We start from the raw sequence: 22,401 nt of genomic DNA, 5'->3' as shown, positions 1-22,401 counted from the left end.
ATACAAACTAACGATCAGTGGTTATACATTAGACACGAAACAATTACCAACTAATAGCACTGGAACAATGAGTGACCAAGCGCAAACCGTGACCTATGTATATGCGAAAGACCCTGTAAAAGCCGCAGATGTGACGGTGAAATACGTGGACACAGATGGAAATGAGATCCACGCATCACAAGTCATTTCAGGAAATGTTGGAGATGACTATGACGCTACGACAGATGTATACAAACTAACGATCAGTGGTTATACATTAGACACGAAACAGTTGCCAAATAATGGCATTGGGGTAATGAGTGATCAAGCGCAAACTGTGACATATGTGTATACGAAGAATTCGGATAAAGGCAAAGATTCAGAAAGAGCGGCAGCTGTGACAGTTGTCTATGTTGACAAAGACGGCAAAGAAATTCATGCAGCGAAAACCATTCAAGGAAATATCGGTGATCACTATGATGCTACTACGAAAGAATATCAGTTGTCGATCAATGGTTATCATCTAGATGAGAGCCAATTACCAGAAAATCGGATCGGAAAGCTAGGGAAAGAGCCGCAAACCATCACATATGTATATACAAAAGATGCTTCTCCAGCAAAAGCATCCACTTCAGAGCAAAAAAACAAGACATCAACATCTAAGAAAGAAAATACAAATTATCAAAAAGATTCAGAATCAAAAGCAAAATTACCACAAACCAATGACGTATCAAAAAGTTATTTAAACCTTATAGGAATTGGATTAGTCAGCTTTATTGGATTCTATTTAATAAAAAGACGAAAATAAAAGGTAGCAGTTCTTTTTGATTACGAGATGTCGATTCTTAAGTGGAGACAAGGATTGTTCATTAAGAAAGATCGATGAGTAAACGACTAAATACCAAAACAAGGAGCCTATCTTCTTGTTTTGGTATTTTTGTGTGCGGTAGTCTTTAGGAATCAGTACATCGACAGCTCAAAAAAATAGATCTATTTACAAATACACTTTTTAAAACATAGAGAACGTTCATGCATTTAAAGGAATTTCTTGTTCTATGCTATACTTGGGGCATCAAAAAATACTTTTGACTAAAACCGATAAAACATGCAACGATAATACCGGGTGACGTTCTTTGAACTTTGTTATTGTGTAGGAGATGGGAGAGAAGATGAATGAATCCTTTAGAGAATATGAATCAGGCAATGGCCTATCTAGAAGAAAACTTGTTAGAAGAAATTGATTTTACACACATGGCTAAATTAGCTGGTTGTTCGGAATATCATTTTCGGTGGGTATTTTCCTATTTGGCGGGTATGTCTTTAAGCGAATATTTACGATGCAGGAAATTGGTTTTGGCAGGAGACTTGTTGAAACAAGGAGCGAAAGTAATCGACACTGCAACGTTACTTGGCTATGATTCGTCGGATGCTTTTAGCAAAGCCTTTCGTGGGATGCATGGCATTTCTCCCTCACAAGCAAAACAGCTGGATGTTATTCTAAAAGCATTTCCACCAATGACTTTCCAGCTGACAATCAAAGGAGGTAACAAAATGGACTATCGGATCGTACACAATGAACCTTTTCAAATCGTCGGTTTCAAAAAACGGATCACGCTGCAGTATCAGGGAGAAAATCCGCAAATGACATCATTGTATGAAAAGCTGACGCCAGAGCGCATTATGGAACTCAAAAATCTGGCAAATATCCAGCCGCGAGGAATTATCAGTGTGTCGGCAAATTTTGTCGAACGAGAAGTGGAAGGAACAGCGCTTGATCAGTATGTCGGTGTAGCAACTACCCAAAAAGCATCAGAACCTTATGATGTGTTACAAGTGGAAGAATCTGATTGGGCAGTCTTTACAGTAGTAGGACCATTTCCAGAAGCAGTTCAAGAAACTTGGGCGCGTATTTACAGCGAATGGCTGGCAATGTCTGATTATCAATTAACTGGAGGACCCGAACTTTTGTGGCATGAAAGTCCTGATTTGACTAAACCCGATTGCAAAAGCGAGCTATGGATTCCAGTCAGTAAAAGATGATGATTGACGAATCAAACGTCACGAAAGAACGTGCAAAGTGAGGAATCAAAACAAGCCAAAAGAAGCACAGAAAGTTACTTCTGTGCTTCTTTGACGTATACCAACGAGAATCTGCTGGAGACAGGAACGATTTTATCTTCATTTGGGAGTCAGCTGGTAGAAAAACTTCTCTCAAAAATTCTTTTTTAATGTCTAAAAATAATGACATTCAACAACGATAGGAAGTAGCTATCAAGTAAGAGTGTCAGCGGTTAGGTGCGGACTGATTTGCTTTTGAGAAAATCTCGTAATTTATTTATTCCGAAACTGCTGATAACAATAGCTGGGAAAAATTGAACGGGAAACAGTAAAAGCAGCAGTGCAGCACTGATGAATGGTTGCCCGAGAATGATCGTTACACTGGATGCAACAACGATCCCTACAATCAGGCCGGGTGTGTAAGGAAATAGGTGCACTAAAGCAAACCCAATCGCAGTGCTGGAGAAAATAGCAGGAAAGATTTTTCCGCCTCTCCAACCAAAGGCAAAACAAAAATTGGTCAAAAAGGCTTTCCCCACTCCTAACAACAGTAAGCTGAAAAAGGAAAATCCTAAGGCTTCTTTCGATAGAGGCAGCAACTGATGTTCACCAGAAAAGATGAAATAAGGAGACCATAGAGCAAATAAACCAATGGCAATCCCAGCGATTATTGCTGGAATGATCGGGCTATTTATTTTTTTGGCTAACTGATTCGTCAATTGTTCGATTTTTAAAAACAGAAAACCAAATACAGCACCTAGCAACCAACCAACAGGCATCAGCAGAATCGTTTGCCATGCCCAATCAATCGTTTGTGGGAAATGCAAAGAGAAGACACTTTCTTCTGGAGAGAATTGCTCAATGAAAAGAAAACCTGCAATCCCAAAGAGAGTACTAAGGGCGTATAAGAAAATTTTTCTTCCTTTCGTTTTCAATTGAAGCGAGTCATGTTCTTCGAAAACTTCACTGACACCGACAAAAGGAGCTCGGAAAATAGTGGACAACATAGTTCCGATACTGACTTTTACTAATTCTTCTCTGTGTTCAAAAGTCATCTTTAAATGATCACCTATCCAAGTGATCAATCCGCCAACGATTCCGGCTAGAGCGGCCTCGGGTCCTAAACTTGCACCAAACATCAGCACGATAATCGCAGATAAACCATTTTTAAGTAAGTGATTTTTGTAAGTGACGCGGCCTTTTCTTTTAAATTCCCCTAAAGTTTCTTCGATCGTTGTAGGGTATTGCCCTATTCTTTTTTGAATGAGACCTACTAAAATTCCTCCTACTATGCCAACAACTAGTGGATAGAAAGGAATGGAAACCATCCCCGGGATATCGACCCAAACAAAATCGATCAAAACGTTTGTCACTAACAAAAAAACAGCAGCCAGTATTCCGACTACGAAACCTAATAAACTGCTATACAATACGAAGAGTGTAGAAAATACCATCATTTTTCCTCTTTTCTTGAATTGATCCTGTCTTATGCTTGGAAAATTTTTGTGTACTTCAACTGCTTGTTCCTACTCGTTCTTCAAGATTCAGTATCCTCAGTATGCTCACTAAGAGCTTCGATTTCTTTACGAATCGCCAGCATATCATTTTCGATATGATCCATGTCCTCCGCAATTTTTTGTAATTTCTCTGAAATTGCAGGATTTTCTAAATCATTTTTGTACCGCAAGCTATGCTCTAGACTTGCCCAGAAATCCATTGCGATGGTTCGAAACTGAATTTCAACTTTGATTTGTTTTGTGTCTTCGAGAAAATATACAGGTACTTCAATTACGACATGAACGCTGCGATAGCCGCTGGGTTTAGGATTTTCTAAATAGTCTTTGGTTTTTAGAATCTTGATATCTGGATGTCGCCGCAGCGAATCGATGATGGCATAAATATCATCGCGGTAAGAACAAATCACTCGTAAACCAGCAAAATCTTGAATTGAATCAATAATGATCTCCTTGGAATAGTTCAGCTGTTTTTTGTGCAATTTATTGACGACACTTTTAAATCTTTTGATTCTTTTCTGAATTTGGTGAATACTATTTTTTCGACCGCTGTGACTATTGCTTCCTAACTCACGATCAATAATCAACAATTTTGTTTCTACTTCGTCTAAAGCAGAGCGATAATATACGGTGAGCTCTTGATAAAGTTCAATGGCTTCTACACCCATAACGTGGTCACTGACTGTTGGTTCTTTGTTTACGATATCAAGTAATTGGATGATCGGAAATTCAGACATTTGGCTCTCTCCATTCAATTTTTACTCGAAAGTAAAATAGTACTTATTTGTTAATAATTTTAACACAAGAGCAACTTTTCTCACGGAAAAGGGCTTCGAGAAGAAAATCTTGTATGGGGAATAAGAGAGTGATGAGGGTAGAGCAGCTGAATGAAGCAGTTCAATCAAATTGGCAAGTTGGTAAATTATATTAAAAACAAAAAAATACTATTGTATATGTGGGAGATTCGAATTAGACTAATCTTAATAATAATAGAATGGCGCCTTTTATAGACAAACGTTTTTGAACAAGTATGCCAGGGAGGAGCTGGGTAAATGGACAAGCAAACGAGTAATCAATCATGGTTTTATAGTACATTTTCAAATGACATCCCAAAAATGTTACTCGATGGAAAGCGGGTAGCAGCACTGATTGAAATTGACGCCAAGGAATATCCTCAAGGGTTTGTCAAATGTTCAGCTGGAACGCCTAATTGCAAATGTATCATTGGAGAAGATACGATTGACATAATCAAGTTGGGGGAAAACCATTGTTTGTTTATGAAAAAGCAGGAACAGGAACTATTTCACATAAGAAGAGCAGACTTGGAATATCTTTATTTAGAGATAAGAAGATTAGGAGCTGCGACTAATGGGTACCATTTCTTATTTTTAGATTTGAAAAGCAAGATAAACCCGAACCCGCTAAAATTTGCTATCAATTCTTTGAAACCATTTTTGCTGCTGTGGAATCATCCAGCTTTTGCAGCAATTGAAAAAAGGGTAGACGATCGCTTAACTCCTTTACTAAATTGCAAGGATTCAGATAGGATCCCTGGCGAAATCAAAAGTAATAGAATCGATATTCCTTTAGTGACTGATCGAATAGAATAGAGACAGATTCAAATTAGTCCAAGTGTCAGGCAAAACCCGACTATAGCATTTTCATTGAAACAAGCAAAAAGACTGCGAAGAACCTTTAGAAAGGTTCTGTCGCAGTCGTTTTCTTGTATACCATAATCAGTTCACCATTTTCTGGATCTATGTGATGGGTATGCCTAAAGCCAAAAGCGGTATAAAACGAAAAGATCGTTTTGTTTTCTTTGTGGGCACTTAAATAGATTTTTTCCACTGGCCAATGGCAGAAAAGATAGTCTAGGAGCAATGGCATAAATTTCTTGCCTAAGCCTAATTTTTGCCAATGCTGATCGATCATCAAGCGATCCAACCAAATACTTTGTTCTTGTTCGTTATAGGCACCGACCATTGCAAAGCCGACAATGGTTTCTTCTTTGTACAAAGCAAGCGGGACCCAATGCAAAGAAGTATCATATGCAGCTTCCAGCAAGGAGGTGGTGTTGTCTTCAATAAAAGTACGTTGGGATTCTGATACTTTTAAGGCAGCAATTGTACGCCAAGTAGACTGGGACACTTCTTCAATTCTGACTGTCATAGTGTATGTCCTTTCTTCCATTTTTTTTAGTATAACGAAAGCTGTCTCAAAGAACAAATACAGTTGCCGCAATTAGCAGCTAGTCTTGCGTTAGGGGGAGAAGCCGGGCTGTCCTTTTCGTATTTAATTTACTTTTTAGCAATAGTTTACTTTTTGTTTACTATTTCCTGTTACTATAGTATTGGCTCAGTTTTTATTATTCTGATAATCAAATTTTATTTTCTTTATTTAAAAAGGTAAGAAATCGGATCATTGCGTGTGCAAGGCAGAAAGAATTCACTCTTTCACAACTGACTGAAGGCATCGGTTGAAGTACCTATAAGTATGGGCTAAAATCGAAAAAAATAGACAGCACCTCCTTTCAATAAGAGGCGGATCACGTCGTGAAAACAGGCGATCCCAATTTTTTCAAAGAGAACACTTTAAATGATGGCTGCATAACTATGTTGAATCATCGCTATCAAAGAGAAGAGGAAAAGAATGACTATCAAGCAGCGTTTATTTATATCGCATATATTGATGATTATTGTCCCAGTTTTATTGAGTTTATTAGCTTCAGTGATTGCTTTTTTAATGGTCTGGCGTTATTTCTGGGGGCTAGATGAAGGAGCCATGATCAAGAATACCGAATTTCGTGCCCAGTATGCGACGGTTGAAAGTCTGGTGATCAAATGGGATACGGAGAAGACGACAGATGCAGAAGTAGTCGCCGACATGCAACATTTCAAAAAGACCAATCATAGCAAAAATATTGCATTGCTGGTTTATCGCGGCGACAAGCTAATTTCGTCTGTAGGGGAAGTAACAGATCAAAAAATGAAAGAAACTGCTCTTAAAGAAGAGGGAGAACATAGTTACTTAAAAGATCAAACCTTTCTTACGACATTTGATACCAGCAACTACAAGATTATCTTGATCAATTCAAATTATTACAATGATTTGTATTATCAAGATCCATTATGGGATCGCGATTACAAAGCGATGTTGTCTCGGATCATCGTGTTAGTCGTGATTTTGATTTTGTCGATTATTTTTATTACTAGCCGTGTTCTGACGCGATATCTCACAAGAAGTATTACCGATCCTTTGGAATTATTGACTGTAGGTTTCTATAAAATCAGAGAAGGAGATCTGCAATATCAGATCCAGTATACGAAGCAAGATGAATTTTTACCGGTCTCAAAAGACTTCAACGGTATGGCACGTCAGCTGAAAGAAATGATGGATAATCAAAACAAACTGGAAACCAATCGCCGAGAATTGATCGCGGGTATTTCCCATGATCTGCGAACCCCACTGACTTCGATCAAAGCCTATGTCGAAGGACTAGAGAAGGGGATCGCTAATACACCTGCCATGCGGACCAAATATTTTACGATTGTAAAAAAGAAGATCGATGATTTGGACCAAGTGATTGCACAGCTTTTCTTGTTTTCTAAGTTGGATACCGGTGAATTTCCTTTCAATCTAGTGACAACTACTAGTAAAAAACTGATCGATGAATACATCGGCTTTATCCAGCAGGAATACGAATTGAATGGATTGACGATTCTATTGGAACCGACGGATCAAAACGTTTCGCTAGAAGTGGATCCAGTTCAGTTTCGTACAGTCTTAACAAATTTATTTGAAAATGCCCGCAAGTATGTGGATCGCAACGATAAACAAGTGGTCGTCTCTTATGAAGTAGTTGAGGAACAGTTTATCTTGTCGATCATTGATAACGGCAGCGGTGTTTCGGAAGAGAATTTGGAAGACTTGTTTGAACTTTTCTATCGCGATGACCGCTCAAGAACCAACCCGAGCAAAGGCAATGGCTTAGGCTTAGCGATTTCGAAGAAAATCATTGAAGGATTCAATGGAACGATTCAAGCGTATAACCATCCAGCAGGGGGATTAGCGATCGTTATCACCCTCCCAGTTAAATCAAAAAGGAAGTGATCGAAGTTGAGTGTACGAGTATTAATTATTGAAGACGATGAAGATATTTCAATGATCGAAAAAGATTTTTTAGAAATGGAAGGGTATGAAGTCCATATCGTTAACGACGGTTGTGTGGGCTATCATGAAGCATTGACGGAGAAATACCAATTGATCCTATTGGATGTGATGCTGCCAGGAATGGATGGACATGAGATTTGTCGAAACATTCGCGATAAAGTCGATATTCCAATCATTATGGTCACGGCCAAGTCAGAAGAATTAGAAAAGCTGCGAGGTTTAGGTATAGGTGCGGATGATTATATTTCGAAACCTTTTTCGCCAACCGAACTTGTCGCTCGGGTCAAAGCGAACATTGCACAATACAATCGGATCAAGCGCGGACAACAGACAGAAACTGTATCTAGTGAAATCGAATTAGGCGGTATCCGAATCAATTCACAAACGCATCGGGTTTACGTGGATGGAATCGAAGTTGACTGCAAGCATCGAGAGTATGAGTTATTGCTCTTTTTGATGGAAAATCCAGAGATCGTCTTCAGCAAAGAACAACTCTATGAAAAAATCTGGGGGATGGAAGCACTAGGCAACATCCGAACCGTCGCCGTCCATATCAATCGTTTAAGAGAAAAAGTCGAGGAAGATCCCACCAATCCACAATATATTCAAACCGTCTGGGGAGCAGGGTATCGCTTTAAGGCGTAACATTGCAGCAAAGTGGTTAGTTGCTGCCAAAAAATATAGCAGCAAGAATCTTTTTTCAGCATAGGTGCTGTTTAAAGAGATTCTTGCTTTTTTTATGAAGAGATGACAATTTTGTTCGTGAAAGCCATTTTGTATTACAAAAATGTAAGCAGATTAAAAAAAAACTAATAAATGAAATAAAAAGTTTATCGCCAGTTTATAAATTGTTTAACATTTCAAGGTCAATTATTTACTCCTTCATTCTAGAATCAATATAGCAAGAAAAGGAGGGATTTGGTGAAACAACGAATCAAAAATGAACATGTGCGTCAAGCACTCTTCTTTGCAGGCAAAACCCTTTTTTATTTCTGTATCATTTTGATGCTGATTTATCTTTATCATTATAAAAACGTGCAAGGTGGCACCTTTATCTATAATGAATTTTAGGAGGAATGTTCATGAACGTGGTAAATATTGTGCAAGCCATTGAAGAATGGGCACAAAAGGATCCAAAGAGGATTGCCTACCGAGAAGATGACCTAACATATACTTATGGACAATTAGCAGCTCGATCCGACCAATTAGCTGCCTATCTCGAGGAAACTCTGGAAACTCGCGGACCGATCGTGGTTTATGGCGAGTTAGAATTTGACATGCTAACAGCCTTTTTGGCAGCTTCCAAAACAGGTCGGGCATACATTCCGATTGAAAGTACCACGCCAAAAGAGCGTATTGAATTGATCCTATCTGTGGCTACGCCAGATTTGATCATTAGCGTAGCTGACTGGCAAGGTCCGGAAACAATGATTCCAATGCTAGAAATAAATCAATTGGAAAATATTTATCAAAGTGGGCGCAATTTAGGCACTACAAAAGTACTAGGGAAGGATGATATTTACTACATCATCTTCACATCAGGAACGACCGGCATCCCTAAAGGAGTTCAGATTAGTCATGGAAATTTATTGAGTTTCGTGCAATGGACATTGAAGGATTTTTCTTTACGCGAAGGGATGCATTATTTGGCACAGGCACCGTATTCCTTTGATCTCTCTGTCATGGGGTTATATCCAGCATTGACTTCTGGCGGCTGTTTGGTGCCTTTAAAAAAGGCGGTCATTAATGACTTCAAAACATTGTTTGGAACCTTGCCGCAATTGGCTATCAATGTTTGGATCTCGACACCTTCATTTATGAAACTATGTTTGATGGAAGAGACCTTTGACGGGATGCACGTTCCTCAGTTGGAACGTTTCTTATTCTGTGGGGAAGAACTACCAAAAAAAACCGCTCACGCACTGCTGGAACGTTTTCCAAATGCAAAAATCTACAATACCTATGGACCTACTGAAGCGACTGTTGCCGTATCCGGAGTGCAAATCACTGAAGAATTACTGGAGCAATATGATCGAGTGCCAATTGGGTATGTGAAAGAAGATTCGACGGTTTTCTTTATGGAAGAAGATCAACTAGTTCCTAAAGGGCAAGTAGGTGAGATCATCATTAGTGGTCCTAGCGTGTCAAAAGGGTATCTGAACAATCCCGAGAAAACAAAAGAGGCATTTTTTGTCCATGAAGGGCAACCAGCGTATCGAACCGGCGATAGTGGCAGAATGACGGAAGATGGTTTGTTGCATTATGAAGGGCGTCTTGATTTTCAAGTGAAGTTCCATGGGTATCGAATGGAATTAGAAGAGATCGACCATCATTTAAGCAATAGTTCGTGGGTCAAACAAGCCGTCGTAGTCCCTAAATATCAAGAAAAGAAAGTGGAACAGCTGATTGCTTATGTCGTTCCCGAAACGCACCCCTTCGAGAAAGAGTTCCAACTGACAAAAGCCATCAAATCTTCGCTGAGTGAAACGGTGATGGAGTATATGATCCCGCAGCGATTTATCTATGTTGAGCAGTTGCCTCATACGGCAAATGGCAAAATCGACCGCAAATGGCTGACAAATGAGGTGAATCCTTCATGAACCTGCAGCATATGATTCCTTATGCAAATCCCACCTATTTCATTTGGCTAATGGTAGGATTGCTTCCGATGATGCTTGTGCTGCTGTTCAAACAAAAGCGTTGGCAATGGTATCAAACGTTACTCACACTAGCGGTATTGTACGTAAGTTTTGGTGGTGAATATTGGCAACAGGGGCTGGCGCTGATCGGATACGTCGTGTATCAGACATTACTCGTCTATGGCTATTATCAGTATCGCCAACGAGCAAATACTTCAGGCGTCTTTTATGGTGCAGTGGTAGCAGCGATTTTACCATTGGCATTGAGCAAAGTCACCCCTTTCTTTGTTGGACATGCCTCACTGATTTATTTCTTGGGTATCTCTTATCTGACCTTTAAATCGGTGCAAATGATCATGGAGATACGAGATGGACTGATCAAAGAATACCATCCTTGGCGTTATATCCAGTTTCTACTATACTTTCCAACGATTTCTTCGGGGCCGATCGATCGGTATCGTCGCTTTGAGAAGGATCTGCTGAATCCGCCGACAAAAGAAGTGTATCTCGATTATTTAAACAAAGGAGTCGCCAAAATCATGCTAGGGCTCCTGTATAAGTTCATTCTTGGTTATTATCTCGGTCAAGTATTACTGCCGATCGTAACCAAAGAAGCTCTGCAAAATGGCTTGTTCTCTTGGGGAATGCTGGGTTATATGTATGTTTATAGTATGTATCTGTTCTTTGATTTTGCTGGCTATAGTTTGTTTGCGATTGGTGTCAGCAACTTCATGGGTTATGATACACCAGCTAACTTCAATAAACCTTTTCTGGCGCCTAATATCAAAGAATTCTGGAATCGTTGGCACATGAGTCTGTCTTTTTGGTTCCGAGACTATGTGTACATGCGTTTAATGTTCACACTGATCAAGAAGAAAGTTTTCAAAAGCCGTATCGTCGCATCCAATGTCGGCTATTTTGCCCTCTTTTTGTTAATGGGCATTTGGCATGGACTTACCTGGTATTACATTTTATACGGGGTATATCATGCGACATTGATTTGCGGAAATGATGCGTGGATCCGTTGGAAGAAAAAACAAGGAAATCTACCATCGAACAACCTAACCAAAGCGGTGTCCACTGTATTGACCTTCCAAGCAGTTTGCTTTAGTTTTCTGATTTTCTCAGGAATCTTGGACAAATTATTCGTTAAATAAAAGGAGAAAAGAATATGACAACCAAAGAAGCAGTATTAGACATTTTAGAATCAGTTACAGGAAGTGATGAAGTAAAAGAAAACGAAACAATCGATCTTTTTGATGAAGGATTATTAGATTCATTAGGATCTGTTCAATTGCTGGTTGAACTAGAAGGGCAGTTAGGAATTGAATTTCCCGTATCGGAATTTGACCGGGCAGAGTGGAATACACCAGCAAAAATCATTGAGAAAGTCGACACGCTGCAAAGCCGATGATGAAAAAACGACTACTCACGGCTTTTGGACCGCTTCTTTGTGCGGGGATTCTTGTCGGGGTACTCTTCCTTGGCCCTTGGAAGATCAATAGCCACGATCCGAAAGTCATCGCTCAAGCGGCGACGGCAATGAATGATGCGGTGTTTCGCGGGGATCGTATCAAAAATGAGGCAATAGCAACAGGAAAATATGTCCCATTTTTTGGCTCATCCGAACTAAACCGTGTGAGTGCCACCCATCCTTCCGTATTGGCGCAGAAATATCAACGTTCTTATACGCCATTTTTGATTGGTGCACCTGGCACCCAGTCGCTGACCCAGTACGCCATCATTCAATCAATGGCGAAAGAATTAGCAGGGAAAAAAGCAGTCTTCATCGTTTCCCCTCAATGGTTCGTTCCTAAAGGGTTGAAAGGAGACTATTTCAACCATCATTATTCCGAACAGCATGTGTACGATTGGCTCTCTTCGTTAAAGAAAGTCTCTGACACCGATCAATACTATGCCGAACGTCTCTTAGACTATTCGAAAGTGAAAGAAAATAGCTTGACGGAACAAGTCTTGAATGAAGTGAAATCCGGTAAGATACCGACTGATTGGCAGAAAAAACAGATTGATCTGCAACGATCTATTTTGAAACGGGAAGATGAGCTTTTTAGTGGTCTTGGGTTGGGGCACAACTTGACTGACAAAATCACTGCTGCTGCAAAGAAATTACCTTCTACCTATAATCTTGCTCAAATAGAACAAGTAGCCGATAATGAAGGAAAAGCAGAAACGACTAATAATTCTTTAGGAATCAAGAATTCTTTTTACCAACATAATCTGCAAAGCCGCATAGATAAAATGAAAGGCTCTCAAAAGAAATGGGATTATCGTTTTGGACCAGAATATAGCGACTTTCAACTAGTACTGACAGAATTTGCTCGCAACAATGTGGATGTCTTATTTGTGATTCCGCCCATCAATCAGAAGTGGATGGATTATACCGGCTTGCCGCAAGAGGTGTTGTCCAGTTTTGACAAAAAGATTCGCTACCAGTTAACAAGCCAGGGCTTCATGAATATCGCTGATTTATCAACGAAGGGCAATCAACCCTATTTCATGGAAGATACGATTCACTTAGGCTGGCGTGGCTGGTTGGCAGCAGATGAATACATTCAGCCATTCTTGGATTCCAAGGTCAAAGAAAAACCGTTGTATGAAATCAACCATTATTTTCTCTCCAAAAATTGGCAGCAAGAGGCACCAAAAGATATTCAGGGGAAATGAAAAAGGAGGACTGTTGGAGAATAGGAATGCTGGAGGCTTCATTCAATGAGTAGACATACGAAAAGACATGCAAAAAGACGCTCAAAAAGAAACGTTCAAAAACTATTGCTTGGGATTGATATCCTGGTAATCATTTGTGGTCTCATTGGCATCTACTACTTGTTTTTGCCAACGGAACCAACGGCTGCTTCTGATCATTCCAGTGAGCAAGTCGCACATTCCAGTACTGCCAGCAGCTCCTCCTCCAAAAAGGAGCAACCCGCAAACAAGAAACAGGACTTGTTGGATGCGGGAAACTATGACAATCTCATTAGTGACCAAGAAGTCGTCACAGCCGAAGGAGCCAGCTACGATCAGAAAATTCTTTCCAGTGGTTTTATTGGAAGTGCATTGGTTGTAAAAAACGGGAAAGTCCTGCTGCACAAAGGGTACGGATATGCTGACAAAGCAGCTGATGTCAAAAACACCCCGACAACATTATTCAATATTGGCTCGATGCAAAAAGGATTGACGGCGGTCTTGATCATGCGGGCAATTAAGGAAGGGAAACTATCCTTGACGGATACATTAGCGCGCTTTTATCCGTATATTCCAGGCGCTGCCAAGATTACGATTCAGCAAATGCTGCAGATGGCTTCCGGACTCAAACTTTCAGAAAATCCGCAAGGACTGGAAGACGTGCAACAGATCCTCGACTGGGATGCCACTCATGCTGTCTTATCCGGAACCCAAGGAACATTCAAATATAGTCCCATCAACTACAATTTACTGGCAGGTATTTTGACAAAAGTATCAGGAAAAAGTTATGATGCGTTGTTAACGGATTTTTTTATCAATAAGAATGGGTTGAAACAATCTTTCTTGTATAAAGCCTTTTTACAGCAGGATCATCCTACGGTCAATTACAAAACGGATGGCGAAGCAGATCCTTACGGGAACCCTAACAATATTTCCTCAGCCAACTTGGCAGCTGAGGTAGGAACTGGAAATCTCTATATGTCAGTTGGCGACTTGTATCGCTATTATGATTTATTATTGAATGGGAAACTGCTGGATAAAGCTTCACTGAAGCAAATGTGGCAACCAGCCGCTGGCGGGTCCTATGCCGCAGGTTTTTATGACAAAGGGACTTATTTTCGGGCTCATGGTGGTAAAGGAGGATTCGAATCGTTTGGGTTGTTTTCTAAAGACAACAAAACCAGCGTGATCCTACTATCCAATCGTGGACGTAAAAGCGACACAGAATTAATGAATCAACTCTATCATCCGCTTGCAAATGTTGATGCTTCTTTTTGATTGCGTTATTTTGCTCGTGCAAGCTTAGAGTTTTCAAGTAGGACACCCTCTGTTCCTAAAGACAAAAGCACATGCTTTCGTCGGGGCTGAGGGTGTCTTTTTTTAGTTTCTTTCAAAGGGGATCCTCACAGCAGTTTGTAATGATTCCAATGTATCTCTAGGGGCTAGATTAGAAGAATTTTAAAAAAGTAGGCAATTGCGTTTGAACTTCATTCTCAATTAGTCTAAAATAGTGAGAAAGAAAAGATACTGGAGGGAACAGAATGTCAGTTTTAGAAATCAAAAACCTGCATGTCCAAATTGAAGATAAAAAGATCTTAAAAGGTGTTGATCTTGTTTTAAAAACCGGTGAGATCCATGCCATCATGGGACCTAATGGGACAGGAAAATCTACCTTATCTGCGGCAATTATGGGAAACCCGAATTATGAAGTCACTGAAGGAGAAATCTTGTTCGATGGGGAAAATGTGCTGGAAATGGAAGTGGATGAGCGAGCACGTTTAGGTTTGTTCTTGGCGATGCAATACCCTAGTGAAATTCCAGGAATCACAAATGCTGAATTCATGCGAGCTGCTATCAACGCTAAACGGGATGAAGAGGACAAAATCTCTGTCATGGATTTTCTAAAGAAATTAGATCAAAAAATGGATCTATTGAACATGCCAGAAGAAATGGCAGAACGCTATTTGAATGAAGGTTTCTCTGGCGGGGAAAAGAAACGGAACGAAATCTTGCAATTATTGATGCTAGAACCAACATTTGCGATTTTAGATGAAATCGACTCTGGATTAGACATTGATGCCTTGAAAGTCGTCGCTAAAGGGGTCAATGAAATGCGCGGGGAAGGCTTTGGCGCGCTCATCATTACTCACTATCAACGGTTGTTGAATTATATCACTCCTGACGTGGTACATATCATGATGGAAGGTCGCGTGGTAATGACGGGATCTGCTGATTTAGCGAAACGCCTGGAAGCTGAAGGCTATGCTGGAATCAGTAAAGAATTAGGGATCGACTACAAAGAAGAAGAAGCATAAGGAGGCAAGGCAAATGGCAAAATTACAGGATTATCTTGACCAAGTCAACGTGTTTTCAGCGTTGAAAGAAGAACCTGAATGGATGTTGGAACTCCGCCAAGCAGCCCTTGCAAAAGTGGATGAACTCCCGTTTCCAAAAATTGAACGGGTCCGTTATGAACGCTGGCCTTTGTTTAATATCAATGAAGCAGCACTTGTCGGTGAACAAGAATTCTCTGGCGTGATTGATCCAGCGGCAGCAGGATTGGGGGCAGTTCCATCCTTTGATGCAATGGATAGCCATCCAACGGTTGTTCAGTTTGATGAAACAACGGTCTTTGAACAATTACCGCAACATCTAGTGGATCAAGGTGTCATTTTTACGGACTTGTTTACCGCAATGAGAGAAGTACCAGAACTCGTCAATCAATACTATATGACTAAAGCAGTCCCAATGGATGAAGACAAAATGACTGCGGCCCATGCGGCATTTATGAATAGTGGTTTATTTTTATATGTACCCAAGAATGTCATCATTGAAGAACCACTAGAAGCAATCTTCTATCATAATGGCAATAGCCAAGCGCATTTCTTCAAGCATGTCTTGATCGTAGCAGATGAGCACAGTGAATTCAGCTACTTGGAACGTTTCCAAACCAAAGGGAATCAAGCCAAAAAGTTATCTGGAAATATCGTTGTAGAAGTGATCGCCAAAGCAGGGGCTAAAGTCAAATTCTCAGCTATTGATCAATTGGGGGTCAATATCACTACCTATATGAATCGACGAGGCTATGTCTTACGAGACGCTATGGTTGATTGGGCGATTGGTGTCATGAATGACGGCGATGTGATTGCTGACTTTGATTCAGACCTCGTTGGCGAAGGCGCCCATTCTGAAGTAAAAGCTGTTGCTATCAGTGCCGGTCGGCAAACACAAGGGATCGATACGCGAGTGACAAATAAAGCACCACATTCGATCGGCCACATTTTGCAACATGGTGTCATTAGAGAACGCGGCGTCTTGACCTTCAACGGTATCGGACATATTTTAAAAGGAGCCAAAGGTGCCGATGCCCAACAAGAAAGTCGGGTCTTGATGTTGTCTGACCAAGCTCGTGGCGATGCCAATCCGATTCTATTGATTGACGAACATGAAGTTACGGCAGGACATGCTGCCAGTGTGGGTCGTGTCGATCCAGAAGAAATGTACTACTTGATGAGTCGCGGCTTGCGCAAGGAAGAAGCAGAACGCTTAGTGATTCGCGGATTTCTGGGATCTGTCTTAACAGCCATTCCTGTGAAAGAAGTGCAACAAGAACTGGTGGCTGTTATTGAAGGGAAGTTACTTGCATGATCGATACCCAAAAAGTGAAACAAGCGTTTCCTATCTTGGATCAAGTCGTCAATGATGAGCCATTAGTCTATCTTGATAATGCTGCCACCACCCAAAAGCCGGAAGCCGTTTTGAAGACGATCGCTGCCTATTATCATCAAGACAATGCCAACGTTCACCGCGGCGTTCATACATTGGCGGAACGGGCGACCCATTCTTATGAAGCCGCGCGGGAAAAAGTTCGCCATTTTATTCAGGCCAAAGAAACCGCCGAAGTGTTGTTCACTCGTGGTACGACGACAAGCCTGAATTGGGTAGCCCGCAGTTTTGGGGATCAATTTGTCAATGAAGGTGATGAGATAGTGATCTCTTACATGGAGCACCATTCCAATATCATCCCATGGCAACAACTGGCAAAACGCAAGAAAGCGATTCTGAAATATATCCAATTGACGCCAGAAGGTATCCTTGACATGGATGACGCACGTCAACAGATCACGGATAAAACAGCGGTGGTTGCCATTGCTCATGTCTCAAATGTTCTTGGTGTGATCAATCCAATTGCTGAGTTAACGCAACTAGCCCATCAACACCAAGCCGTGATAGTAGTAGATGGCGCCCAAGCAGTTCCCCATATGTCAGTTGATGTCCAAGCATTAGATTGTGACTTCTATGCTTTTTCTGGTCATAAAATGTGCGGCCCGACCGGCATTGGTGTCTTATATGGCAAACGTTATTGGTTAGATCAGATGGAGCCAGTGGAATTTGGCGGCGAAATGATTGATTTCGTTCATCTTCAAGAAAGCACGTGGAAAGAATTGCCATGGAAGTTTGAAGCAGGTACTCCAAACATAGCTGGCGCCATCGGGCTAGGGGTAGCGGTAGATTACTTGAGTGAACTTGGGTTAGCGGCTATCCATCAACACGAGGCTGAACTGGTCGCTTATGTTTTGCCAAAACTGCAAGCCATTGATGGACTGACGATTTATGGTCCACAAGAAGCAGCCAAACGAACAGGTGTCATCGCTTTTAACATCGACGGGATTCATCCCCATGATGTAGCGACTGCATTAGACATGGAAGGTGTCGCTGTCCGTGCCGGTCATCATTGTGCACAACCCCTCTTAAACTATTTGCACGTACCGGCAACTGCACGTGCCAGCTTTTACCTGTATAATACAAGAGAGGACGCCGATCGATTGGTTGACGCCATCAAGTTAACAAAGGAGTTTTTCCAACATGGCATTAACGAAATTAGATAATTTATACCGACAAGTCATATTAGATCATTCCAGTCACCCCCATCATCGCGGAACACTGGGAGATTCTACCTATAAAGTCGAATTGAATAATCCCACTTGTGGCGATGTGATTCATTTAGAACTCGCCGTTGAAGGGGAGACCATCAAAGACGTGGCATTTACCGGTGAAGGCTGTTCTATCAGCACTGCCAGTGCTTCAATGATGGGAGATGCAGTGATCGGCAAAACATTGACCGAAGCTGGAGAATTGTCAGGTTTATTTTCTGAATTGGTCCAAGGTCATACTGTTTCTGACAGTGACCGTCTAGGTGATGCTTCAATGCTAGGAGGAGTGGCTAAGTTTCCCGCGCGGATCAAATGTGCCACCCTTGCATGGAAAGCATTGGAAAAAGCGATCGCCGACGATACCCAACAATCAGATGTGGAACACAGACACTCGGAAACCGATGAGCATCAAGTAGAGTAGATTGTAGCAAAACAAAGGAGTGAGAACCATGGGTGTACCCGAATTAGAAGAATATAAATTTGGCTTTCACGATGACGTGCAGCCCGTATTTAGTACCGGTGAAGGCTTGACCGAAGACATCGTCCGTGAAATCTCACGGGTCAAAAAAGAACCAGAATGGATGTTGGAATTCCGATTGAAGTCATTAGAAGCCTTCAACAAAATGCCCATGCAAAACTGGGGACCGGATCTGTCCGACATCGATTTCGATGCCATCAAATATTATCAAAAACCTAGCGACAGCCCAGCTCGAGACTGGGATGATGTACCAGAAAAAATCAAAGAAACCTTTGAACGAATCGGAATTCCCGAAGCAGAACGTGCCTATTTAGCCGGGGCTTCGGCACAGTATGAATCAGAAGTCGTTTACCATAACATGAAAGAAGAGTTTGAAAAGTTAGGCATCATCTTTACCGATACCGATTCAGCCTTGAAAGAATACCCAGAGATCTTTAAGCGATACTTTTCAAAATTAGTACCGCCAACCGATAATAAATTGGCTGCACTGAACTCAGCTGTTTGGTCCGGTGGAACCTTTATCTATGTACCAAAAGGCGTCCGCGTTGACGTACCGCTGCAAACCTATTTCCGGATCAATGCCGAAAACACCGGTCAGTTCGAACGAACATTGATTATCGTTGATGAAGGTGCCAGCGTCCACTATGTGGAAGGCTGTACCGCACCAACCTATTCCAGTAATAGTTTGCATGCAGCTATCGTCGAAATTTTCACCTTGAAAGATGCCTACTGCCGTTATACAACCATCCAAAACTGGTCCGACAATGTCTATAACCTCGTAACCAAACGAGCAAAAGCATTGGAAGGTGCCACAGTCGAATGGATCGACGGCAACTTAGGTGCCAAAACAACCATGAAATATCCAAGTGTCTATCTCGATGGCAAAGGCGCCCGCGGTACGATGCTCTCCATTGCATTTGCCGGTGCGAACCAAATCCAAGATACAGGTGCTAAAATGATCCACAACGCACCAAACACTTCCAGCTCCATCGTCTCGAAATCTATTTCAAAAGACGGCGGCGCCGTAAACTATCGTGGACAAGTCACCTTCGGCAAGAAGAGCGCAGGCTCTATCTCTCACATCGAATGTGACACTATCATCATGGATGATCTATCGAAATCCGATACCATTCCATTCAATGAAATCCACAACAGCCAAGTATCATTAGAACACGAAGCAAAAGTCTCAAAAATCTCAGAAGAACAACTCTACTACCTCATGAGCCGCGGCCTATCCGAAAGCGAAGCCACCGAAATGATCGTCATGGGCTTCGTCGAACCATTCACCAAAGAACTACCAATGGAATACGCCGTCGAGCTAAACCGATTGATAAGTTATGAGATGGAAGGCAGTGTTGGGTAAACCTGTTATAGGAGCTAGAACCCTTGATATATAAGGGTTCTAGCTTTTTTGTTTTGCCTGTATACTAGAAATGACCAGATTTTGACCAGCTCTTTTACTGATGAGCCATCATATCAGCAAAGTCTTGACCTGTTTTCTTAGGTGCATTATTTGTAATATGTGCATAGATGTCTAATGTCACTTTACTATTTTCATGCCCTAATCGTTGTTGAACTACCTTGACAGATTCTCCTGCTTCTAATAATAAACTAGCATGTGTATGTCTAAACCCATGAGGTGTAATACGAGGCAAGTTATATTTTTTCAAAATATATCTTAACCAATCATTAACAGTGTTTGGAATGTATAGAGTGTTTTTAACTGTTGTAAAAACATGTTGCTCTTTAGAGCTAGTATTGTATCCAAGTTTTAAATACTCTTCTTTTTGCTGTAATTTCCAGTTGTTGAGGATAGAAAGAGTCTCAGTATCTAAAGAGATAACTCGTCTAGAAGCTCTTGTTTTCGGAGATTGAATTATAACTTTACCAAATTCATCTACAGCAAGAGTTTTATTGACATGTAGTTCTTTATTAAACGTGTCTATGTCTTTCCACTGTAAAGCGAGTACTTCACTCTTTCTCATACCTGTGTATGCCAATAATCTGAAGAAGGCGTATTGTTTCATGTTACCAAAATCTTTAAAAGCATCCAGTAAATTATTAAGCTCCTCTTTTGAGTAAAATTTACGATTTTTCTCATACTCTTTTTTTCGTGGAAGAAGTGTTTTTTCCATAGGATTATTGTCAATATATTGCATTGCAACCCCGTAGCGTAAAATTTGTGCAGTCTGTTTTCTCATATAATCGTAACTTTCATATTTACTGTGCCATTCATCTACCACTTTTTGACAATATGGGACAGAGATATTCGATAGTTTAAGCTTACCAAATGCTGGAAGTATTTGATTATTTGCGTATCTTACTGAGATTGCGATTGTTGAAGCTTTAACACTGGTACGCTGATGAGTTATCCATTCATTATACAGGTCTTCAAATGTCATATCAGGTGCTTTCTTTTTAACACCGTATAATATTTGATGTCTGTACTCGTCATAATCTTTTTGAGCTTCTTGTTTGCTACTAAAACCTCTTCTCGTAGTATTTATTTTTTCACCAGTTCGTGGATCGGTGGCAATGTGTCCTTTATACATCCACGCCACTTGACCGTTTTTCTTTTTGTACTTTGATATTTTTGCCATTAAATCATCTCCTCTTAGTTTACAAGGAGTACTTACCACTAGATGGTATCACCTCCCTTCATTTTTTTCTTAGTGTATTTTTTCCCAATTGATGAAATCGTTTGTTCTAGCTTGTTTATATTATCAGTAATTTCTCTCACAGCTTCTTCGGGATAAGACATGTCTTTCAATTGAATAGGTAGCCATTCATCTACCATTCTTTCTAGTAGTTCTTCTATACTGCTAGTGAGGAAAAGAATGTTATTGTCAAATTCTTCTACAATAGCATTGATGAATAATTCTTCTATTTTTAAGATATTGAAAAGACTAATTTTTTCATTTTTAACTTTATTACAAGTCTTGTTAGCAATAAATTCTTGCATCTCTGGTTCTAATTTGGAATATCTATCCAGCCATGTATCTAAATTAGAGTGTACTGGTGGGAACTGTTGACGAAGATGCTGGAACAGGTTTTTATCTGGAAATGTTATACCATCTAGTACAATGCTATCTCTATAAAGAATAATTCCCAAAATATATTCTTCTACATTGCCACAAACTAACTCCTCTATACTCATATTTCCCAAATCAGCAATTCGGGATAATCGCTCTGGTATTGGTAAATAGGTTCCCTTCTCCCATTCGTAGATAGTTTTTTTGTCAATTAATTGACCGTTGTTAATCATAAGACCAAATGCTGGTTGTGTTAATTTTTTACTCTTTCTTATAGCTTTTATTTTTGTTCCGAGTATCTTTTTTCGTTCTAAATAATTTATTGGTGGACGTTTTATCATATTGACCACACCTCCTAAAATTAGTATACCTCAAAAAAGGGGTGTTGTAAATAAATTTTACAAAGATGTTGACACCCCTTTTTTATCGAGGTATTATGTGTATGTCGATGAACTGGTAATCATTTTTTGTTTGATTAATCGGTTAATAACAAAATACTTTTATTTTGAGCAAAAAATACGAAGATAATTCTTAGAAAATTTGTTCAAGCAATCACGAAAGGAGGGGGAAATATGTCTCTACAAATCATTGATAGCATTGTTTCTATACAAGTTGAACAACAAGTGAAAGAGATAATTACAGTGCTAAAGCCTATGCTAGAAGACATTATTTCTGGAGTCACTCTAGAGTATATGGACTATCAGCAGGCAAGTGAATATCTAGGTGTATCAGTAGGAACGATTAGAAAATATGTTTCTCAATACGGGTTACCTGTTATAAAAATTGATACGGTCATTAGATTTAAAAAATCTGATATTGATAGTTTCATGGAACGGTATAAAGGTTGAGTAAACAAATAAGACTAAAACATATAGTAATAAAGAGTTTGTTTTT

The 22,401-nt window shown here is 40.3% G+C and carries 22 protein-coding genes; 17 read left to right on the top strand and 5 right to left on the bottom strand.

Going from position 1 to position 22,401, the window contains the following annotated elements:
* Together ACTFWY_RS15680 and ACTFWY_RS15675 are read left to right on the top strand one after the other, a co-directional pair.
* Positions 1-787, top strand: a 787-nt coding sequence (locus ACTFWY_RS15680; protein WP_439939961.1) for a MucBP domain-containing protein, incomplete at its 5' end; no start/stop codon positions are given.
* 365 nt (positions 788-1,152) lie between these two features.
* Complete coding sequence (locus ACTFWY_RS15675; RefSeq protein ID WP_439927203.1) at positions 1,153-2,019, top strand: AraC family transcriptional regulator; 867 nt, start codon at positions 1,153-1,155, stop codon at positions 2,017-2,019.
* A 251-nt stretch (positions 2,020-2,270) separates the two neighbouring features.
* Here ACTFWY_RS15675 and ACTFWY_RS15670 read toward each other — a convergent pair whose 3' ends face one another.
* Positions 2,271-3,491 carry a chloride channel protein gene (locus ACTFWY_RS15670; protein WP_439927204.1) on the bottom strand — a complete coding sequence of 407 codons (1,221 nt, stop codon included), beginning with the start codon at positions 3,489-3,491 and terminating at the stop codon, positions 2,271-2,273.
* Positions 3,492-3,574: 83 nt separating this feature from the next.
* Positions 3,575-4,288 (bottom strand): GTP pyrophosphokinase, encoded by a 714-nt coding sequence (locus ACTFWY_RS15665; protein WP_156247818.1) that lies wholly within the window; start codon positions 4,286-4,288, stop codon positions 3,575-3,577.
* A 315-nt stretch (positions 4,289-4,603) separates the two neighbouring features.
* Between ACTFWY_RS15665 and ACTFWY_RS15660 the strand changes: the two genes are divergently transcribed.
* Positions 4,604-5,161 (top strand): hypothetical protein, encoded by a 558-nt coding sequence (locus ACTFWY_RS15660; protein ID WP_287037198.1) that lies wholly within the window; start codon positions 4,604-4,606, stop codon positions 5,159-5,161.
* 85 nt (positions 5,162-5,246) lie between these two features.
* On the opposite strand, the gene ACTFWY_RS15655 is transcribed toward ACTFWY_RS15660, so the two are convergent.
* Entirely contained in the window at positions 5,247-5,720 is a 474-nt protein-coding gene (locus tag ACTFWY_RS15655) for a GNAT family N-acetyltransferase (protein WP_081131889.1), read from the bottom strand.
* A gap of 480 nt (positions 5,721-6,200) precedes the next feature.
* Here ACTFWY_RS15655 and ACTFWY_RS15650 point away from each other — a divergent pair, with 480 nt between their 5' ends.
* From ACTFWY_RS15650 to sufB, 13 genes are all read left to right on the top strand, one after another.
* Entirely contained in the window at positions 6,201-7,661 is a 1,461-nt protein-coding gene (locus ACTFWY_RS15650; RefSeq protein WP_003128293.1) for a HAMP domain-containing sensor histidine kinase, read from the top strand.
* Between the two features lie 6 nt (positions 7,662-7,667).
* A complete protein-coding gene (locus ACTFWY_RS15645) occupies positions 7,668-8,366 on the top strand; it encodes a response regulator transcription factor (RefSeq protein ID WP_003128294.1) in 699 nt (232 codons plus the stop codon).
* A 288-nt stretch (positions 8,367-8,654) separates the two neighbouring features.
* On the top strand, positions 8,655-8,792 hold the full coding sequence (locus tag ACTFWY_RS15640; protein ID WP_029486349.1) for a teichoic acid D-Ala incorporation-associated protein DltX: 138 nt from the start codon (positions 8,655-8,657) through the stop codon (positions 8,790-8,792).
* Positions 8,793-8,803: 11 nt separating this feature from the next.
* A complete protein-coding gene (dltA, locus tag ACTFWY_RS15635; protein WP_439927207.1) occupies positions 8,804-10,321 on the top strand; it encodes a D-alanine--poly(phosphoribitol) ligase subunit DltA in 1,518 nt (505 codons plus the stop codon).
* Positions 10,318-11,517: a D-alanyl-lipoteichoic acid biosynthesis protein DltB gene (gene dltB, locus ACTFWY_RS15630; RefSeq protein ID WP_113849207.1), complete on the top strand. Its 1,200-nt coding sequence runs from the start codon at positions 10,318-10,320 to the stop codon at positions 11,515-11,517. The genes dltA and dltB overlap by 4 nt, the downstream gene beginning before the upstream one ends.
* A 14-nt stretch (positions 11,518-11,531) precedes the next feature.
* Positions 11,532-11,774, top strand: a complete 243-nt coding sequence (gene dltC, locus ACTFWY_RS15625) for a D-alanine--poly(phosphoribitol) ligase subunit DltC (protein ID WP_081131893.1) — start codon at positions 11,532-11,534, stop codon at positions 11,772-11,774.
* Positions 11,771-13,045: a D-alanyl-lipoteichoic acid biosynthesis protein DltD gene (gene dltD / locus ACTFWY_RS15620; RefSeq protein ID WP_439927209.1), complete on the top strand. Its 1,275-nt coding sequence runs from the start codon at positions 11,771-11,773 to the stop codon at positions 13,043-13,045. The genes dltC and dltD overlap by 4 nt, the downstream gene beginning before the upstream one ends.
* Before the next feature lie 45 nt (positions 13,046-13,090).
* Positions 13,091-14,341, top strand: coding sequence for a serine hydrolase domain-containing protein (locus tag ACTFWY_RS15615; protein WP_081131895.1), 1,251 nt, complete (start codon positions 13,091-13,093; stop codon positions 14,339-14,341).
* Between the two features lie 263 nt (positions 14,342-14,604).
* Positions 14,605-15,378, top strand: a complete 774-nt coding sequence (gene sufC, locus ACTFWY_RS15610) for a Fe-S cluster assembly ATPase SufC (protein ID WP_003128303.1) — start codon at positions 14,605-14,607, stop codon at positions 15,376-15,378.
* Positions 15,379-15,391: 13 nt separating this feature from the next.
* The gene (sufD, locus tag ACTFWY_RS15605) at positions 15,392-16,711 is read left to right on the top strand and encodes a Fe-S cluster assembly protein SufD (protein WP_311828084.1); all 1,320 of its coding nucleotides are present in this window, start codon (positions 15,392-15,394) and stop codon (positions 16,709-16,711) included.
* Positions 16,708-17,952 (top strand): cysteine desulfurase, encoded by a 1,245-nt coding sequence (locus tag ACTFWY_RS15600; protein WP_311828085.1) that lies wholly within the window; start codon positions 16,708-16,710, stop codon positions 17,950-17,952. The genes sufD and ACTFWY_RS15600 overlap by 4 nt, the downstream gene beginning before the upstream one ends.
* On the top strand, positions 17,930-18,418 hold the full coding sequence (sufU, locus tag ACTFWY_RS15595; protein WP_003128306.1) for a Fe-S cluster assembly sulfur transfer protein SufU: 489 nt from the start codon (positions 17,930-17,932) through the stop codon (positions 18,416-18,418). The genes ACTFWY_RS15600 and sufU overlap by 23 nt, the downstream gene beginning before the upstream one ends.
* Positions 18,419-18,446: 28 nt before the next feature.
* Entirely contained in the window at positions 18,447-19,838 is a 1,392-nt protein-coding gene (gene sufB / locus ACTFWY_RS15590) for a Fe-S cluster assembly protein SufB (protein WP_311828086.1), read from the top strand.
* 94 nt (positions 19,839-19,932) lie between these two features.
* Here sufB and ACTFWY_RS15585 read toward each other — a convergent pair whose 3' ends face one another.
* Entirely contained in the window at positions 19,933-21,075 is a 1,143-nt protein-coding gene (locus ACTFWY_RS15585; protein ID WP_002287705.1) for a tyrosine-type recombinase/integrase, read from the bottom strand.
* 38 nt (positions 21,076-21,113) lie between these two features.
* Positions 21,114-21,848, bottom strand: coding sequence for a helix-turn-helix transcriptional regulator (locus ACTFWY_RS15580; RefSeq protein ID WP_002287709.1), 735 nt, complete (start codon positions 21,846-21,848; stop codon positions 21,114-21,116).
* A 231-nt stretch (positions 21,849-22,079) separates the two neighbouring features.
* Between ACTFWY_RS15580 and ACTFWY_RS15575 the strand changes: the two genes are divergently transcribed.
* Positions 22,080-22,355 carry a helix-turn-helix domain-containing protein gene (locus tag ACTFWY_RS15575; protein WP_002287723.1) on the top strand — a complete coding sequence of 92 codons (276 nt, stop codon included), beginning with the start codon at positions 22,080-22,082 and terminating at the stop codon, positions 22,353-22,355.
* Positions 22,356-22,401: the final 46 nt, after the last annotated feature.

It is taken from the genome of Enterococcus sp. 125944 (genome assembly GCF_051909435.1).
In the GTDB taxonomy this organism is placed as follows: Bacteria; Bacillota; Bacilli; order Lactobacillales; family Enterococcaceae; genus Enterococcus_D; species Enterococcus_D gallinarum.
Note: the sequence above shows the minus strand (reverse complement) of the source record. Positions and strands in the feature narration are given on the sequence as shown.

Coding starts and splice junctions, on each gene's coding strand:
- ACTFWY_RS15675 (WP_439927203.1), top strand. CDS start 1,153: ATGAATCCTTTAGAGAATATGAATCAGGCAATGGCCTATCTAGAAGAA.
- ACTFWY_RS15670 (WP_439927204.1), bottom strand. CDS start 3,491: ATGGTATTTTCTACACTCTTCGTATTGTATAGCAGTTTATTAGGTTTC.
- ACTFWY_RS15665 (WP_156247818.1), bottom strand. CDS start 4,288: ATGTCTGAATTTCCGATCATCCAATTACTTGATATCGTAAACAAAGAA.
- ACTFWY_RS15660 (WP_287037198.1), top strand. CDS start 4,604: ATGGACAAGCAAACGAGTAATCAATCATGGTTTTATAGTACATTTTCA.
- ACTFWY_RS15655 (WP_081131889.1), bottom strand. CDS start 5,720: ATGACAGTCAGAATTGAAGAAGTGTCCCAGTCTACTTGGCGTACAATT.
- ACTFWY_RS15650 (WP_003128293.1), top strand. CDS start 6,201: ATGACTATCAAGCAGCGTTTATTTATATCGCATATATTGATGATTATT.
- dltA (WP_439927207.1), top strand. CDS start 8,804: ATGAACGTGGTAAATATTGTGCAAGCCATTGAAGAATGGGCACAAAAG.
- dltB (WP_113849207.1), top strand. CDS start 10,318: ATGAACCTGCAGCATATGATTCCTTATGCAAATCCCACCTATTTCATT.
- dltC (WP_081131893.1), top strand. CDS start 11,532: ATGACAACCAAAGAAGCAGTATTAGACATTTTAGAATCAGTTACAGGA.
- dltD (WP_439927209.1), top strand. CDS start 11,771: ATGATGAAAAAACGACTACTCACGGCTTTTGGACCGCTTCTTTGTGCG.
- ACTFWY_RS15615 (WP_081131895.1), top strand. CDS start 13,091: ATGAGTAGACATACGAAAAGACATGCAAAAAGACGCTCAAAAAGAAAC.
- sufC (WP_003128303.1), top strand. CDS start 14,605: ATGTCAGTTTTAGAAATCAAAAACCTGCATGTCCAAATTGAAGATAAA.
- sufD (WP_311828084.1), top strand. CDS start 15,392: ATGGCAAAATTACAGGATTATCTTGACCAAGTCAACGTGTTTTCAGCG.
- ACTFWY_RS15600 (WP_311828085.1), top strand. CDS start 16,708: ATGATCGATACCCAAAAAGTGAAACAAGCGTTTCCTATCTTGGATCAA.
- sufU (WP_003128306.1), top strand. CDS start 17,930: ATGGCATTAACGAAATTAGATAATTTATACCGACAAGTCATATTAGAT.
- sufB (WP_311828086.1), top strand. CDS start 18,447: ATGGGTGTACCCGAATTAGAAGAATATAAATTTGGCTTTCACGATGAC.
- ACTFWY_RS15585 (WP_002287705.1), bottom strand. CDS start 21,075: ATGGCAAAAATATCAAAGTACAAAAAGAAAAACGGTCAAGTGGCGTGG.
- ACTFWY_RS15580 (WP_002287709.1), bottom strand. CDS start 21,848: ATGATAAAACGTCCACCAATAAATTATTTAGAACGAAAAAAGATACTC.
- ACTFWY_RS15575 (WP_002287723.1), top strand. CDS start 22,080: ATGTCTCTACAAATCATTGATAGCATTGTTTCTATACAAGTTGAACAA.